This window comes from Craurococcus roseus, from assembly GCF_039523795.1.
Classification (GTDB): domain Bacteria; phylum Pseudomonadota; class Alphaproteobacteria; order Acetobacterales; family Acetobacteraceae; genus Craurococcus; species Craurococcus roseus.
In genome coordinates, this window is record NZ_BAAAFZ010000008.1 from 202925 (window position 1) to 217816 (window position 14892).

Genomic DNA, 14892 nt, shown 5'->3' on the forward strand with positions numbered 1-14892 from the left:
TTGCCCTCTGTCCAGGGTGTCTGCGATGGCTTGCTGATGCGCGATCAGCCGCGCATCAGCACGCGGACGTGCGCCGCGGCGCTGCTCGCCAGCGCGTCCAGGTCGTAGCCGCCTTCTAGCAGGCTCACCACGCGCCCGTCGCAGTGACGTTCCGCCACCTCGCAGATGCGCTCCGTCAGCCAAGCGTAGTCGGCTTCCACGGCGTTGAGCTGCGCGAGCGGGTCGGCCGCGTGGGCGTCGAAGCCGGCCGATACCACGACCAGTTCCGGCGCGAAGGCCCGGAGCGCCGGGAGGAGCATGGTTTCCCAGCACGCGCGGAACGCCGCGCCGCTGGCGCCGGGCGGAAGGATGGCGTTGCAGACGTTGCCCGCCGCGCCGCGCTCCTTCGGGTGCCCGGTGCCGGGATAGAGAGGCCATTGGTGGCTGGAGGCGTAGAACAGCGTCGGGTCGTCCTCCATGCAGGCCTGGGTGCCGTTGCCGTGGTGGACGTCGAAGTCGAGGATCGCCACGCGGCCGACGCCGTGCGCCTTCTGGGCGTGGCGGGCGGCGACCACGGCGTTGGCGAAGAAGCAGAAGCCCATGGGCCGCGACGGTTCGGCGTGGTGGCCGGGCGGGCGGGTGGCGCAGAAGGCCCGCCGCGCCGTCCCGCCGCACACCGCGTCCACCGCGGCCACGGCCGCGCCGGCCGCGCGCTGGGCCGCTTCGGCGGTGGCGTGGTTCATCGCGGTGTCGCCGTCGATCTGCACGCGCTCGCCCGCCGCGGGGCGGATGCCGAGGATCGCGGAAACGTAGTCGGGCGGGTGCGCCAGGGCGAGCTGCTCCGGCGTGGCGAGCGGCGCTTCGGCGCGGCGGAGGCCGGCGAACTCTTCCGCTTCCAGGGCGCGCAGCACGTGGCGCAGCCGGTCCGGGCATTCCGGGTGGTACTCGCCCGCGTCGTGCTCCAGGCAGGCCGAGTGGGTCAGCAAGAGCGTGGTCACGGCGCGCCCCTCCTCCGCAGCACGAAGCGGAACACCTCGCCCTCGGCTGTGGAGGACAGGAGTTCGTGCCCGGTCTCCCGGCTGAAGGCGGCGAAGTCCTTCACCGCGGCGGGATCGGTCGCCAGCACCGCGAGGGTGGCGCCGGGCGCCATGCCGCGCAGTGCCTTGTTGGCCCTCAGCACGGGCAAAGGGCAGGACAGGCCCTGCACGTCGAGGGTGGCCGAGGTTGTGGTCGTGGCGTCCGCCGTCATGCCGGGGAATGCAGCACCCGCGAGCGTGCGCGGCAAGGCTTGCGGCGCGGGCCGTGCTTGCGCCACCTTCGGCGCGCATGGTGCGAATCGGAATCGACCTCGGCGGGACCAAGACGGAGGTCGCGGTCCTCGCGCCGGACGGGCGCGCGCTGCTCCGGCGCCGGGCACCGACCCCGCCCGGCTACGCCGGCACCGTCGCCCTCGTCGGCGAACTGGTGGAGGCGGCGGAGCGTGAAGCGGGCGCGCCGCCAGGGGGCGCAACGGTCGGCGTGGGGATACCCGGCAGCCTTTCGCCCACGACCGGGCTGGTGCGCGGCGCGAACAGCACATGGCTGAACGGCGGCCGGCTGGACCGCGACCTTTCCGCGCGCCTCCGCCGCGAGGTGCGCCTGGCCAACGACGCCAACTGCCTCGCGCTGAGCGAGGCGGCGGACGGCGCCGGCGCGGGCTTCGGCACGGTGTTCGCCGCCATCCTAGGCACGGGCACCGGTGCCGGCGTCGTCGTGGACGGCAGGCTCCTGGACGGGCGCAACCGGATCGCGGGCGAGTGGGGCCACAACCCCCTGCCTTGGATGGAGGCGGGGGAGCACCCCGGACCCGCTTGCTGGTGCGGGCAGCGGGGCTGCATCGAGGCGTTCCTTTGCGGCCCGGCGCTGGCAGCGGACGCGGACGGGCCCGGGGCGCGCGACACCGGGGCGCTGCCGGCGCGCGCCGCGGCCGGGGACGCGCGGGCGGAGGCGGCGCTGCGGCGGCACGCGGGGCGGCTGGCGCGGGCGCTGGCGCACGTCGTCAACCTGCTCGACCCGGATTGCGTGGTGCTCGGCGGCGGGCTGTCGAACATGGAGCACCTCTATGAGGAGGTGCCGCGGCTCTGGGGGCGATGGGTGTTCAGCGACTCGGTGACGACGCCGATCCTGCGCGCGCGGCACGGCGACAGCTCCGGGGTGCTCGGCGCGGCGCGGCTGTGGGACGCGGCGCCTTGATGGGCGGGGGCGAAACCCGCCGCGGCGCGCGGGCGGGGTTGCGCTACGGCTTCCTGGCCTTCCTCGCGGGCGCCGTGCTCGGGCCGGTGCGGGAGTTGCTGCTGGCGCCCGCCATGGGGGGCTTGCCGGCGGCGCTGCTCGAAGCCGCGATCATGGCCGCGCTGCTCTTCCTCGCGGCCAGGGGCGTGCTGGACCGGATGCCGCCGCGGCAGGGGTGGCGGGCGCGCGCGGCGGTGGCGGGCGTCGGCCTCGCGGTCGTGCTGCTGTCCGAGGTCGCGCTCGACGTGGCGCTGGAGGCGAGCGGGATCGCCGAGGCGCGGGCGCCGCGTTCGGTGGCGGAGCAGGCGGTCGGGTTGCCGCTGCTGCTCTGGTTGGCGGCCCTGCCGCTGTTGTTGCGCCGGTGACGCCTGCCCTCCCCGCCCTCTGCCGGGACTGCGCCGCGGTGTTCCCGGCGGGACGCGCGGCGGCGGCGGGGTGCGCTTGCGGCTCGCGCCGGCTGCTGCGGCACCCGGAGCTGCTGGCGCTCTCGGTCGCGCATGTGGATTGCGACGCCTTCTACGCCAGCGTGGAGAAGCGCGACCGGCCGGAGTTGATGGCGCTGCCGGTGGTGGTGGGCGGCGGGCGTTAGGGCGTGGTGTCGGCCGCCTGCTACATCGCGCGCGCGGCCGGGGTGCGGCCCGCCATGCCCGTGTTCAAGGCGCTGCGGCTGTGCCCGGACGCCGTGGTGCTCAAGCCGAACATGGCGAAGTACGCCGCCGAGGCACGCCGCATCCGCGCGTTCATGGAGCGGCTGACGCCGCTCGTGCAGCCGCTGTCCATCGACGAGGCGGTGCTGGGCCTTTCGGGCACCGCGGCGCTGCACCGGGCGCCGCCGGTTGCCGTGCTCGCCCGCTTCGCGCTGGACGTGTAGCGGGAGGTGGGCGTCACGTTTCGGTCGGGCCGGCCCCGAACCGGCTTTTGGCGAAGATCGCGGCGGAGCGGGGCAAGCCGCGCGGCTTCGCGGTGATCGGCGCGGCGGGGGCGGCATCCCTGCTGGCGCCCGAACCCGTCACCCTGCTGCCCGGAGTCGGCCCGGCGATGGCGCGGCGGCTGGCGGCGGCCGGGCTCACCCGGCTCGGCCAGCTCGCGGCCCTGTCGCCGCAGGAGGCGGCGCGGCGCTTCGGCGAGGAAGGGATGGCGCTCGCGGCGCGCGCCCGGGGCGAGGACGCGCGGCCGGTGGTGCCGGAACGGGAAACGCGCTCGATGAGCGCGGAGACCACCTTCGACGCGGACCTTTCCGCGGTCGAAGCGCTGGAGCGGCCGTTGTGGCGGATGTGCGAGAGGCTTTCGCGGCGCTTGGCGGAGAAGGGCTTCTCGGCCGGCGGGGCGGTGTTGAAACTCAAGACGGCGGGCTTCGCGCTGCGCACCCGCCACGCGCGGCTGCCGGCGCCGACCGTGCTGCCGGACACGCTGTTCGCGGCGGCGCGGCCGTTGCTGCTGCGGGAGGCGGACGGGACGGCGTTCCGCTTGATCGGCATCGGCGCGCAGCCGCTCGTGCCGCTGGCGCTAGCGAACCGTGGCGACCTGGCGGACCCGGAGGCGCCGCGGCGCGCGGCCCGGTGGAAGGCGATGGAGGCGCTGCGGGCGCGCTTCGGCGAGGCGGCGGTGGTGCGGGGGCTCGGGTTGCGGGCCGGGCCGTGACGCAGCGGGGCGCGATCGAGACTCCTCTCCCCCCACGCTCCTGGCAGGTGGCGTTTCGTCCGGCGCTCCGTCGCGGAACGGAAGGTCGTGGGCGCTCCCCGCGACGGTTCGGGATCGGGGGCGGCAGTCTCCGCTGAAACGGGCGCGATGGAGCGCGTTTCCGCGCGGGCGCCCTCCTTCGGGAAAGGCCGACTCTCGCCGTCGGCGCCCCTCGTGGCGGGTGCGGAGGACACATGGACCACCTGTTCGGAGGCGCCGGGGAGCTCGGCTGGGTCGCGGCCAAGGCGTTCCTGCTTTACCTCACCGCCGTGTTCGCCCTCCGGCTCGGGAAGCGGCGCGCGCTGGCGGACCTGTCCCCGTTCGACTTCGTGGCAGCCGTGGCCGTGGGCGCCGTGGTCGGTCGGCTGCCGAGCGCCGCAGATTCCAGCTACCTCGCCGGGGCCGCGACGCTGTTCGCGGTGCTGGCGGCGCACCGCTGCGTCACCCGGCTGCACGAATTCCCCGGCTTCGCGCGGTTCCTGGAGGACTTCCCGCGCCTCCTGGTCGCGCACGGCCGGGTGCTCGACCGCGAGCTGCGGCGCTGCGGGATGACGCGGGGCGACCTGTACGGCCTGCTGCGGCAACGCGGCGTCGGCGAGCTGGCGGAGGTGCGCTTCGCCGTGCTGGAGCAGCGCGGGCAGCTCTCGGTGATCCGCGGGGGCGGCGAAGGGGACGCGGACCCGGAGCTGGTCCGCGACATCCTGGCGCGGCTCCCGGGCCAGGGCGCGCGCTGACGCGGCCCGCCGCCGGCCAGGGGCGCACGGCGGCCCGGGCGGCCCGGGCGACCAGGAAGCCCCGCACCTCGCCCCGCGTTGGCGCGCGACGGAAGCGCCCGGGGCGCGGCGGAGGAGAGGGCATGAACACCTATCTGGGCCTTGCTATAGGGTTGGCATTGCTGCTGGGCGGCGGCGAGGCGCTTGTGCGCGGCTCGGTGGCCGTGGCGGCGCGGCTCGGCGTGTCGCCGCTGCTGATCGGGCTGACGCTGGTGGGCTTCGGCACCTCGACGCCGGAGCTGGTGGCCAGCCTGGACGCCGCGCTGCGGGGCTCGCCGGCGGTCGCCTTCGGCAACGTGGTGGGCAGCAACATCCTCAACATCGTGGGCATCCTCGGCCTCGCGGCCGTGATCCTGCCGGCGGCGGTGGCGCTGTAGGGCGGGATCGGCCGCGCGACGGGCCTGGGTTTCCTGGCGCTCCTCCTTGGCTACACGGTCTGGACCTACCTATCCGAGCGCGCCGACCCGGCCTCGCCTTCCGCCGCCATGCACGCGGTCGAGGCGGCGGAGCTGGAGGCCATGCCGCCGCGGGGCTTGGGCCTCGGCGCCGGCGCGGCCCTCGCGGCCGGCGGCATAGCGGGCGTGGTGTTCGGGGCCGACCTGCTGGTGGACGCGTCGCTGGAGATCGCCCGGGCCGCCGGGCTGTCCGAGGCGGTGATCGGCCTGACCCTGGTGGCCGTCGGCACCTCGCTGCCGGAGCTGGCCACCTCCGTTTCCGCGGCGCTGCGGCGGCACACCGACGTGGCCTTCGGCAACGTGCTGGGCAGCAACATCTTCAACATCCTCGGCATCGCCGGCGCCACCGCGGTGGTCTCGCCCATGGCCGCGCCAACCGAGATCGCGCGCTTCGACATCTGGGCGATGCTGGCGGCGGCTGTGCTGCTGGTGGCCTTCGCCGTGTCCGGCTGGCGCGTGAGCCGGTGGCAGGGCGCCGCGCTGGGCTTGCCCTGACGCGGCACGGCGCCCGCCGTGCCGCGTCAGGCTTGGCTGTCGCTCCCACCTCGGTTGCTCGGCGGCCCCGCCGTGCCCCTCGCCTCCGCTTCGGCGTTCATGGCCGCCAAGGTTTCGGGGCTGCATCCCGGCACCAGGGCGAGCAGCGCGAGCGCCGGCAAAAGCGCGAGCAGTCCCGCCGCCGACCGGAGGGCCGGCCGTGTGCGGCGTCGTGTTTGCGTCATGGCAAGGGTAGCGTGCGCGTCGGCGCGCGGTTGCGTTCTCTCCTCCGGGTCCTCGCGCCGCTGGTGGGCTGCCCTGCCGCTCACCGTCCCGCGCCGGCGCAGGCGTCACGCCGACGGTTGGCGCAGCCCGTCCGCGACCAGCGTGCAGCCCGCCACGGCGAGCAGGATCGCCAAGCCCGGCCAGACGGCGGTCAGAGGGGCGCTGAACACCAACTCCTGCGCGTTGGCGAGCATATTGCCCCAGGAGGGCGCCGGCGGCTGGATGCCCAAGCCGAGGAAGCTCAGCGCGCTCTCCGCCAGGATGGCGCCCGCGACCGACAGCGCCGCCGCGACCAGAACGGGCCCAGCGATGTTGGGGGCGACGTGGCGCAGCAGGACGCGCCCCTCGGTCGCGCCGGAGACGCGGGCGGCCGCGACGTAGTCGCGCGCGAGTTCCGCCAGCGCCGCCGCGCGCGCCAGGCGCGCGACGCCCACCCAGCCGAACAGCGTCAGGATCGCCACCAGGCGCGCGATGTCGGAGGCCGCCTCGCCGCGGGGCAGGCCGAAGCGGCCGGTGTCCACCGCGGCCAGCACCACCAGCAGCGGCAGCGCCGGCAGGGCGAGCATCCCGTCCGCGGTCCGCATCAGCACGGCGTCCGGCCAACCGCCGCGCCACGCGGCGAACAGGCCGACCGCGGCGCCGAGCGCCGTCGCGGCCACCGCGACCGCGAGCCCCACCAGGAGCGAGACGCGGGCGCCGAACAGGAGGCGGAGCAGGATGTCGCGCCCCAGCTCGTCCGTGCCGAGCGGGTGCTCCGCCGAGGGCGGGGCGAGGCGGCCGAACAGGTCGGGCGTGAAGGGGTCGTGGCCCAGCCAATCCTGCGCCCAAGGCGCCGCCAGGGCCCCGGCCGCCAGGGGCAGGAGCAGCGCCAAGCCCAGCCGGAGCCGCGTCAACCGCCCGCCTCAGCCACGGAGCCTCGGGTCGATCAGCCGCTGCGCGATGTCGGCGGCCAGCGTCGCCAGCATGGTCACCGCGGAGGCTAGCAGCAGCGCCAGCAGCGCGAGGTTGTAGTCGTTGCCCATCACCGCGTCGTAGATCAGCTTGCCCATGCCGGGGCGGGCGAAGATGGTTTCGGCGATCAGGGCGCCCGAGACCAGCGCGCCCGCGTCCAGCGCCGCGACCGTCAGCACCGGCACCGCGGCGTTGGGGAAGGCGTGCCGCCACACCACGGCGCGCTCGGGCAGTCCCTTCATGCGGGCGGTGCGGATGTAGGGCTCGCGCAGCACGGCTTGCGTGGCGGCCATGGCGTGGCGCGCGTAGGCGGCGAGGTTGACGATCGAGAGCGTCGCCACCGGCAGGGCAAGGAAGCGCAGGGCTTCGAGAATGCCGGGCGCCTCGGGGGAGCCGCCGGCGGGGAGCCAGCCCAGGGTGACGGCGAACAGGATCACCAGCAGGATGCCGAGCCAGAAGCCCGGCATGGACTGGGCCAGGATCGCCACCGTGTCCACCGCCGGAGCCCAGCGCGGCCGGGCCGCAGCCAGCACGCCGAGCGCCGTGCCGAGGCCGGCCGCCAACGCCAGCGACGCGCCGAGCAGCGCCAGGGTCGAGCGGAGCGCCGGCCACAGCACACGCTCCACGGCGACGGCGTAGAGGCGGGAGAAGCCGAACTCCCCGCGCAGCACAGAGGCGAGCCAAGCAAGGTATCGCTCGTGCAGCGGCCGGTCGAGGCCGTGGGCGGCGCGGAGCCGCTCGATGTCGGCAGCGGTCAGCGCGGGGTCGGCCATCATGGCGAGGTCGGCCGGGTCGCCCGGCATGAGGCCCATCACCAGCCAGACCAGGGCGGAGACGGCGAGCAGCGTCGCCGCCATCTGCAAGAACCGGGAGGCGACCAGCCGGAGCACGGCGGAGTGCGGCGGCGTTACCGGGGGGCGGCGTAGAAGGTGTAGCGCGCCGAGTAGCGCATCCGCGCCGCCTCGCCGGACTCGCAGCGGCCGGCGGGGGCGGCGCCGCCTTCGGTGTCGTAGCGGCGTATCCAGGCGACCTCGCGCAGCCGGCCCGGCGCCGCCTCGGGCGTGGCGCGCAGCAGCAGCCAAGGGATGGCGCCGGGGCGCGGCGCGGGCGCGTTCACCGCCACCGCGCCGCGGGTGGTGGACCCGTCCGCCAAGCGCCAGTGCGGCCCGGCGCCGTGGGTGCCGACCTGGCGGCCGGCGTCGTCGAACAGCGCGGCTTCCGGCCCGCGGAACACCCAAACGGGGCCGGCGCCGCGCGCCTCGCAAGCGTAGACCTGCACGCCGTCGGCGACCACGTCGAGCAACGGGGCGGCGCCGGCGGGCGGCATCGCGGGTGCTTCCTGCGCTGGGGCCGGCGGCGGGGCGGCCAGCGCGGCGAGCAACGCCGCGGAAGCGCCGCGACGGAGCGCGGCCGCTGTCATCCTCGCGCCTCCATCGCGGCCCCCCCCTCAGCCGGAGGTGGCGCCGGTCTTCGGGTTGGCCGGTTTGGAGGTGTCGGGCGGCGGCAGCCCCGGGCCCTCCCCGCGCGCCTCCTTCACCGCGGCCCGCGCGGCCATCACCATCAAGCCGACGTCGTTGGCGATGGTGACGAGCTTGAAGCCCATCTTGACCATGCGGTGCGCGTAGCCGGCGGTGCCGTTGTGCAGGCCGGCGGCGATGCCGCGCTTGGACGTCTCGTTCAGCAGGCGCTCGTAGATCTTGAGGATCTCCGGCTCCTCGCGGTCGAGCTTCGGCGCCATGCCGAGCGAGAGGCCGAGGTCGGAGGGGCCGACGTAGATGCCGTCGATGCCCGGCACGTCGAGGATGGCCTCCAGGTTGTCGAGCGCCTGCTGCGTCTCGATCATCGGGATGACCAGGATCTCGTCGTTGGCGGTCTTCTGGTAGTTGCCGCCTTCGCCGTAGAGGCCGGCGCGGATCGGGCCGTTGGAGCGCGTGCCCTTGGGCGGGTACTTGGCGTACTGCACCAAGGCGCGCGCCTCGGCCTCGGTGTTCACCATCGGGCAGATCACGCCGTAGGCGCCGGCGTCCAGCACCTTGCCGACGATGCCGGGCTCGTTCCAGGGAACGCGCACCATGGGCGTCACGCCGTGAGGCTGCATCCCTTGGAAGCAGGCGACGCAGGAGAGGTAGTCCTGCACGCCGTGCTGCATGTCCACCGTCACGCTGTCCCAGCCGGCCTGGGAGAACATCTCGGCGCTGAAGGCGTCGGGGATGGCGAGCCAGCCGTTGACCACCGCCCTGCCCGCCTTCCAGGCTTCCTTGACCTTGTTCGGCATCCTCGGCGACTCCCCTCCGGCGGCTGGTGCGGCAACGCTAGGCGAGGGAGCCGGAGGGGTCAAAGCGCCGCTCGGCGGCGCCGCCCGCGTCACCAGACCGCCGTCTTCAGCACACCGGGGAGGTGCCGGTTGCCCGCGGCGCGGAAACGCGGCGCACCTCCGGCAACGGGCGCCCCGCCCCGCGCCGCCCCCGCCTCGTAGTCCGCCAAAGCCCCGACGGCCCAGCGCGACAGCAGCACGATCGCCACCAGGTTCACCAGCGCCATCAGCCCCATGGCGACGTCGGCCAGCGTCCAGACCACGGGCAGCGCGGCGACCGAGCCGCCGGCCACCGCGGCCAGCACCGCGACGCGGAAGCCGGCGAACGCCGCGGGCGGGGCGCGCAGGAAGGTCAGGTTCCCGTCCGCGTAGCAGTAGTTGCCGAGGATGGAGGAAAAAGCGAACAGGAAGACGGCCACGGCCATGAACGCCGTCCCCGCCGCGCCGAAGGTCCCGGCCACCGCCGCCTGGGTCAGCGTCGCGCCCTCCACCGCGCCTGTCCGGGCCGGGTCGTAGACCCCGGACACCAGGATGATGAAGGCGGTGGCCGAGCAGACCACCAGCGTGTCCACGAAGACGCCGAGCGATTGCAGCATGCCCTGCGTCGCGGGATGGGCCGTGGTGGCGGTGGCCGCCGCGTTGGGCGCGCTGCCCATCCCCGCCTCGTTGGAGAAGAGGCCGCGCCGCACCCCGTTCAGCACGGCGGCCATCATCCCGCCGGTGGCGCCCGCGACAGCGGTGTCCAGACCGAAGGCGGAGCGGATGATCAGCCCCAGCACCTCGGGCACCCGGTCGATATTGAGCGCGACGATGACCAGGGCGAGGGCCACGTAGGACAGCGCCATCAAGGGCGCCAACCACTCCGCCACCCGCGCGACGGCGCGCGTGCCGCCGAACACCACCGGCGCCGCCAGCAGCACCAGCGCCGCCGCCGTTCCCCAGGTCGGCACGCCGGCGGTCTCCGCCGCCACCGCCGCGATGGTGTTCGCCTGCACCGCGTTGAAGGCGAGGCCGAAGGTGAACAGCAGCAGCACCGCGAACACCGCGGCCCAGGCGGGGGCGCCGAGGCCGTCGCGGATGTAGAAGGCCGGCCCGCCGCGGAAGGTGCCGTCCGGCTGCGGCACCTTGAACACCTGCGCCAGCGTCGCCTCGACGAAGGCGGTGGCCATGCCGAGCAGCGCCACGCACCACATCCAGAACACCGCGCCGGGCCCGCCCAGGGTGATGGCGATGGCGACGCCCGCGATGTTCCCGGTGCCGACGCGGGAGGCGAGCCCGATGGCGAAGGCCTGGAACGGCGAAATGCCTCCCCCGGCCCCTTCGCGGGAGCCGAACGCCGCGGCGCAGAACCGGCCGAAGAGCCGGAACTGGACGAAGCGGGTCCGCACGGTGAAGAAGACGCCGGCCCCTATGAGGAGATAGACCAGCAGGTACTCCCAGACCACCGTGTTGGCGACCTTCAGCGCGGCGTTGAGGCTGTCCATGGCACGTTCGCTCCCCGGCGGCCGAGCCGGGAACGGGACCGCGGAAGCAGGGTTCCGCCTCCGGGGCAGCCACGCCGCGCCGGCCGGGCCTCCCCCTCGCGGCCCGGACCGGCAACGACACCGCCTCGGCGCCGCCCGTCGAGCGCCGCCTCGCCTGCGCGCTCGCCCGGGCGGGGGCTGTCGGATACCCTCCCCGGCGATGCGCCCGGCGGCCCGCCCAGGCGGCCCGGGCACGACAAGGAAGCGCCATGAACACGATCTCCCCACGCCCGGTGGACGCGGTCATCGCCGCCGCCCGCGAGTTCCTCGGCGAGCGCCTGTCCACCGCGCAGGCGGTGCGGGAGCAGCACGGGCGCGGCGAGGACCAGACGCCGCCGACGCTGCCCGATGCGGTCGCCTTCGCCGAGACCACGGAGGAGGTGAGCCGCCTGCTCGCGCTCTGCCACCACCACGGCGTCCCCGTGACGCCCTTCGGCGCCGGGACGAGCCTGGAGGGCCACGTCAACCCGGTGCGGCAGGGCATCACGCTCGACCTGTCGCGCATGACCGCGATCCGCGAGGTCAACCCGGAGGACATGGACTGCCTGATCGAGCCGGGCGTGACTCGGCACCAGCTCAACGACTTCCTGCGCGACCAGGGGCTGTTCTTCCCGGTGGACCCGGGCAGCCACTGCACCATCGGCGGCATGTGCGCCACGCGCGCCTCCGGCACCAACGCGGTGCGGTACGGGACCATCCGGGAGAACGTGCTGGGCCTGGAGGTGGTGCTGGCGGACGGGCGCGTCATCGAAACCGGCAGCCGGGCGCGCAAGGCGGCCAACGGCTACGACCTGACGCGTCTGATGATCGGCTCGGAAGGGACGCTCGGCGTCATCACCCGCATCCGGCTCAGGCTGCACGGCATCCCGGAGGCGATGTCGGCCGCCGTGTGCCAGTTCCCGGACCTGAAGTCCGCCGTGGAGACGGTGATCGCCACCTCGCAGTCGGGCATCCCGGTGGCGCGGATCGAGCTGCTGGACGCCGACATGATGGAGGCGTGCGTCCGCTTCTCCAAGCTGGAGGGGTACAAGCCCGTCACGACGCTGTTCCTCGAATTCCACGGCAGCCACGCCGCAGTCGCGGAGCAGGCGGCGGCGGTGGAGGCCATCGCGGCGGACTACGGCGGCGAGGGCTTCGCCTGGGCGACCGACGCGGAAGAGCGCAACCGCCTGTGGAAAGCGCGCCACGACGCCTATTGGGCCGGCTTGGCGCTCAAGCCAGGCTGGCGGGCGCTGACGACGGACGTGTGCGTGCCGATCTCGCGCCTCGCCGAGGCGCTGGTGGGCGCCAAGGAAGAGGCGGAAGCGCTCGGCCACACCACCTGCATCGTCGGCCACGTCGGCGACGGCAACTTCCACCAGATGGTGCTGTTCGACCCGGACGACCCGGAAGGGCTGGAGCGGGCCTGGGAGATGGACCGGCGCATCGTGGCGCGCGGCTTGGCGCTGGGCGGCACCTGCTCGGGCGAGCACGGTGTGGGCCTGGGCAAGCGCGAGTTCCTGGAGCAGGAGCACGGGGCGGAAGCGCTGGCCGTCATGCGCGGCATCAAGAACAGCCTCGACCCCAAGGGCATCCTCAACCCGGGCAAGATGTTTCGGAACTAGAAGGGGCGTGCCGAAGAACGGGGGCGCCGCCACCCTGGCCGGCGGCGTGGCAGCGCCCATCCTGGCGCTGACGCTGGGCCATGTGTTCTCCAACGCCGTGCGCACCCTGCCCGCGGTGGTCGCGGACGTGCTGGCCGCGGACCTCGGCCTTTCGACGGAGGGGCTCGCGGCGGTCACCGCCGTCTTCCCCGCCGCTTTCGCGCTGGCGATGGTGCCGACGGGCGTGGCGCTGGACCGTTACGGGGTGCGCCGCACCGCGCTGGCGTTGCTGGCGGTCGGCGCGGTCGGGGCGGCGCTGGCGGCGCTCGCCGGGGGGGCCGCGGGGATGCTGCTGGCGCAAGCGGTGCTCGGCGTCGGCTGCTCGGGCATGCTGATGTGCCCCGTCACCTTCGCCGCGCGCGCCCTGCCGTTGCAGCGTTTCGCGCTCTGGTCCGGCGTCATCCAGGCGGTCGGCAACACCGGTATGCTGCTCTCGGCCAGCCCCCTCGCGCATCTGGTGGAATGGACGAGTTGGCGGGCCGGCTTCTGGGCGTCCGCCGCGCTCGCCGTGCTGGCATGGGCGACGGTGGCCGCCTTCGTGCCGGAACCGCCGCCCCACCGGGGCCCGCGCCGGACGGTTTGGCAGGACGCGCGGGAGGTCGTGTCCCTCGCCCGGTCGCCGGCGCTGCGGCCCTTGATGGTGTTCGCCTTCGCGTCCTTCGCCGCGGTGCTCGGCGTTCGTGGGCTGTGGGGCGGGCCTTGGCTGATGGAGGCCAAGGGCTTGGGCCGGGTGGAAGCGAGCGATCTGCTGCTGCTCTGCACCGCCGCGCTCACCCTCGGCCCGGCGCTGGCGGGGGTGGTGGACCGGCTGGCGGGCCACCGCGCCGCGCTGATGGCGGGGAGCCACGCCTTCGTGGCGTTGGTGGTGCTGCTGATGGCGGCGGGCGGGCCGGGCGGGCCGCTCGCTTCGCTCCTAGGCGTGGCGGTGCTGCCGCCGGCGTTCGACGCGGCGCTGCTGGCGCTCTTCGGGCTCGCCATTTCGTTCCAAGTGTTGATCTTTCCGGCGGCGCGCGCCTTGGTGCCGGCCGAGCAGACCGGCCGCGCCCTGTCGGCCATCAACACATCCTTCTTCGGCGGGGCGGCGGTGATGCAGGCGGTGTCCGGCTTCGCCGCGGCCGCTGGGGGCGGGATCGCGGCGGCGTTGTGCACCTTCGCCGCGGCCCTGCTGCTGTGCAGCTTTGGCTTCCTGGCGCTGCGCCCGGGCGCCGTGCCGAGGCCCGCCCGGGCGCCCTGAACCCATTGTGATCGGCCGCGCACCCCGTGTCCTTGCCGCGGTGCAGCACCACTTGTTTGCCGCACCCCACGCGCGCAGCTTGCGCTGCCACCCCAGGATCCGGAACGATGCGGCGCACCGCACTTGCCACTCTCTGCTTGCTGCTGCTCTCGGTCGCGGGCCGGGTCGATGCCCAGCCCGGCCCCGGCGGCGGTGGGCCGCCCGCAGTCGGCGTGGCGCCGGCCGAGCGCCGCCCGGTCACGGAAAGCTCGGAATTCACCGGCCGCATCGAAGCGGTGCAACGCGTGGACATCCGCGCCCGCATCACCGGCTTCATCCAGGAGCGCGCCTTCCAGGAAGGCCATGAGGTGCGCGCCGGCAGCGTGCTGTTCCGCATCGAGCGCGCGCCCTTCGAGGCGGCGCTGGAACAGGCGCGGGCCGACGTCGCTTCCGCCCAGGCCCAACTGGAGAACGCCCGCGTGGCCTTGCAACGCGCGCGGGAGCTGCGCCAGACAGGCGCCGGCACCCAGGTCGCGCTCGACAACGCGCAGGCGCAGGAGCGCACGGCCGGCGCCCAGGTCCTGCGCGCCCAGGCGGCGGTGCGGATCGAGGAGATCAACCTCGGATACACGGACATCGTCTCGCCGATCGACGGCAAGATCGGCCGCGCCTTCCTCACCCCGGGCAACGTCGTCTCGCCCACCCTGACCGAGCCGCTCGCGACCGTGGTGAGCCAGGACCCGATGCGCGTCGCCTTCCCCGTCAGCGCGCGCGCGGCGGGCGAGCTGCGCAACCGCTACGAGGCCCGGGGCGGCGCCGCGGCGGTGGTGGTGCGCGTGCGCCTGCCGTCCGGGCAGATCTACCCCCACCCCGGCCGGATCGACTTCGTGGACACCCAGATCGACCGCAACACCGACTCCATCCTGGTCCGTGCCCTCGTGCCAAACCCGCGGCGGGACGGCGTGCCGGTGGGGCAGCCCGGCGACCGCGAGCTCATCGACGGCCAGTTCGTCACCGTTTCGGTGGAGGGGGTGGAGCCGGTGCAGGCCATCGTTCTGCCGCGCGCCTCCGTGCTGCAGGACCAGGGCGGCACCTACGTGGTGCTGGTGGACTCCGAAAACCGCGCGCAGCGCCGCCCCGTGCGCCTCGGCCGAACCATCGGCGCGGACGTGGTGGTGGAGGACGGGCTCCAGGGCGGCGAAACCGTCGTTGTGGACGGGTTGCAGCGGGTGCGCCCCGGCCAGCCCGTGAGTCCCGCCCCGGCCGCCGGCGGGGCGCCGCCGCCCGGTGTGATGTTCCTGCCCGGCGACCGCGCGGGCGCGCAGGAGCGC

Annotated in this window: 17 protein-coding genes and 1 pseudogene; 10 read left to right on the forward strand and 8 right to left on the reverse strand. The window is 74.8% G+C overall.

Features of this window, described 5'->3' with window-relative positions; all coding sequences use genetic code 11:
• Nucleotides 1-44: 44 nt before the first annotated feature.
• Nucleotides 45-977, reverse strand: a complete 933-nt coding sequence (locus ABD067_RS03890) for a histone deacetylase family protein (protein ID WP_343893848.1) — start codon at nt 975-977, stop codon at nt 45-47.
• A complete protein-coding gene (locus tag ABD067_RS03895) occupies nt 974-1228 on the reverse strand; it encodes a sulfurtransferase TusA family protein (RefSeq protein ID WP_343893849.1) in 255 nt (84 codons plus the stop codon). Before ABD067_RS03895 ends, ABD067_RS03890 begins: the two co-directional genes overlap by 4 nt.
• Before the next feature lie 77 nt (nt 1229-1305).
• Between ABD067_RS03895 and ABD067_RS03900 the strand changes: the two genes are divergently transcribed.
• From ABD067_RS03900 to ABD067_RS03930, 7 genes and pseudogenes are all read left to right on the forward strand, one after another.
• Complete coding sequence (locus tag ABD067_RS03900) at nt 1306-2211, forward strand: ROK family protein (RefSeq protein WP_343893850.1); 906 nt, start codon at nt 1306-1308, stop codon at nt 2209-2211.
• Complete coding sequence (locus tag ABD067_RS03905; protein ID WP_343893851.1) at nt 2211-2615, forward strand: hypothetical protein; 405 nt, start codon at nt 2211-2213, stop codon at nt 2613-2615. The genes ABD067_RS03900 and ABD067_RS03905 overlap by 1 nt, the downstream gene beginning before the upstream one ends.
• Nucleotides 2616-2653: 38 nt before the next feature.
• Nucleotides 2654-3121: pseudogene (locus ABD067_RS03910) on the forward strand (Y-family DNA polymerase).
• Nucleotides 3122-3168: 47 nt separating this feature from the next.
• The gene (locus ABD067_RS03915) at nt 3169-3891 is read left to right on the forward strand and encodes a DinB/UmuC family translesion DNA polymerase (protein ID WP_343893852.1); all 723 of its coding nucleotides are present in this window, start codon (nt 3169-3171) and stop codon (nt 3889-3891) included.
• A 233-nt stretch (nt 3892-4124) separates the two neighbouring features.
• Nucleotides 4125-4664 carry a DUF421 domain-containing protein gene (locus ABD067_RS03920; RefSeq protein ID WP_343893853.1) on the forward strand — a complete coding sequence of 180 codons (540 nt, stop codon included), beginning with the start codon at nt 4125-4127 and terminating at the stop codon, nt 4662-4664.
• A gap of 122 nt (nt 4665-4786) precedes the next feature.
• Entirely contained in the window at nt 4787-5080 is a 294-nt protein-coding gene (locus ABD067_RS03925; RefSeq protein ID WP_343893854.1) for a sodium:calcium antiporter, read from the forward strand.
• A gap of 108 nt (nt 5081-5188) precedes the next feature.
• Nucleotides 5189-5653 (forward strand): sodium:calcium antiporter, encoded by a 465-nt coding sequence (locus ABD067_RS03930; protein ID WP_343893855.1) that lies wholly within the window; start codon nt 5189-5191, stop codon nt 5651-5653.
• 26 nt (nt 5654-5679) lie between these two features.
• On the opposite strand, the gene ABD067_RS03935 is transcribed toward ABD067_RS03930, so the two are convergent.
• The 6 genes from ABD067_RS03935 to ABD067_RS03960 form a co-directional block, all read right to left on the reverse strand.
• A complete protein-coding gene (locus ABD067_RS03935) occupies nt 5680-5877 on the reverse strand; it encodes a hypothetical protein (RefSeq protein ID WP_343893856.1) in 198 nt (65 codons plus the stop codon).
• A gap of 105 nt (nt 5878-5982) precedes the next feature.
• The gene (locus ABD067_RS03940; protein ID WP_343893857.1) at nt 5983-6810 is read right to left on the reverse strand and encodes an ABC transporter permease; all 828 of its coding nucleotides are present in this window, start codon (nt 6808-6810) and stop codon (nt 5983-5985) included.
• Between the two features lie 9 nt (nt 6811-6819).
• Nucleotides 6820-7758 carry an ABC transporter permease gene (locus ABD067_RS03945; RefSeq protein WP_343893858.1) on the reverse strand — a complete coding sequence of 313 codons (939 nt, stop codon included), beginning with the start codon at nt 7756-7758 and terminating at the stop codon, nt 6820-6822.
• 17 nt (nt 7759-7775) lie between these two features.
• Nucleotides 7776-8288, reverse strand: a complete 513-nt coding sequence (locus tag ABD067_RS03950; RefSeq protein ID WP_343893859.1) for a DUF3455 domain-containing protein — start codon at nt 8286-8288, stop codon at nt 7776-7778.
• Nucleotides 8289-8315: 27 nt separating this feature from the next.
• Nucleotides 8316-9143, reverse strand: coding sequence for an HpcH/HpaI aldolase family protein (locus ABD067_RS03955; RefSeq protein ID WP_343893860.1), 828 nt, complete (start codon nt 9141-9143; stop codon nt 8316-8318).
• Nucleotides 9144-9232: 89 nt separating this feature from the next.
• Nucleotides 9233-10666 (reverse strand): alanine/glycine:cation symporter family protein, encoded by a 1434-nt coding sequence (locus ABD067_RS03960; protein WP_343893862.1) that lies wholly within the window; start codon nt 10664-10666, stop codon nt 9233-9235.
• 248 nt (nt 10667-10914) lie between these two features.
• Between ABD067_RS03960 and ABD067_RS03965 the strand changes: the two genes are divergently transcribed.
• The 3 genes from ABD067_RS03965 to ABD067_RS03975 form a co-directional block, all read left to right on the forward strand.
• Nucleotides 10915-12309, forward strand: coding sequence for an FAD-binding oxidoreductase (locus tag ABD067_RS03965; RefSeq protein WP_343893863.1), 1395 nt, complete (start codon nt 10915-10917; stop codon nt 12307-12309).
• A 7-nt stretch (nt 12310-12316) separates the two neighbouring features.
• Nucleotides 12317-13582, forward strand: coding sequence for an MFS transporter (locus ABD067_RS03970; RefSeq protein ID WP_343893864.1), 1266 nt, complete (start codon nt 12317-12319; stop codon nt 13580-13582).
• A gap of 107 nt (nt 13583-13689) precedes the next feature.
• Nucleotides 13690-14892, forward strand: a 1203-nt coding sequence (locus tag ABD067_RS03975; RefSeq protein WP_343893865.1) for an efflux RND transporter periplasmic adaptor subunit, incomplete at its 3' end; no start/stop codon positions are given.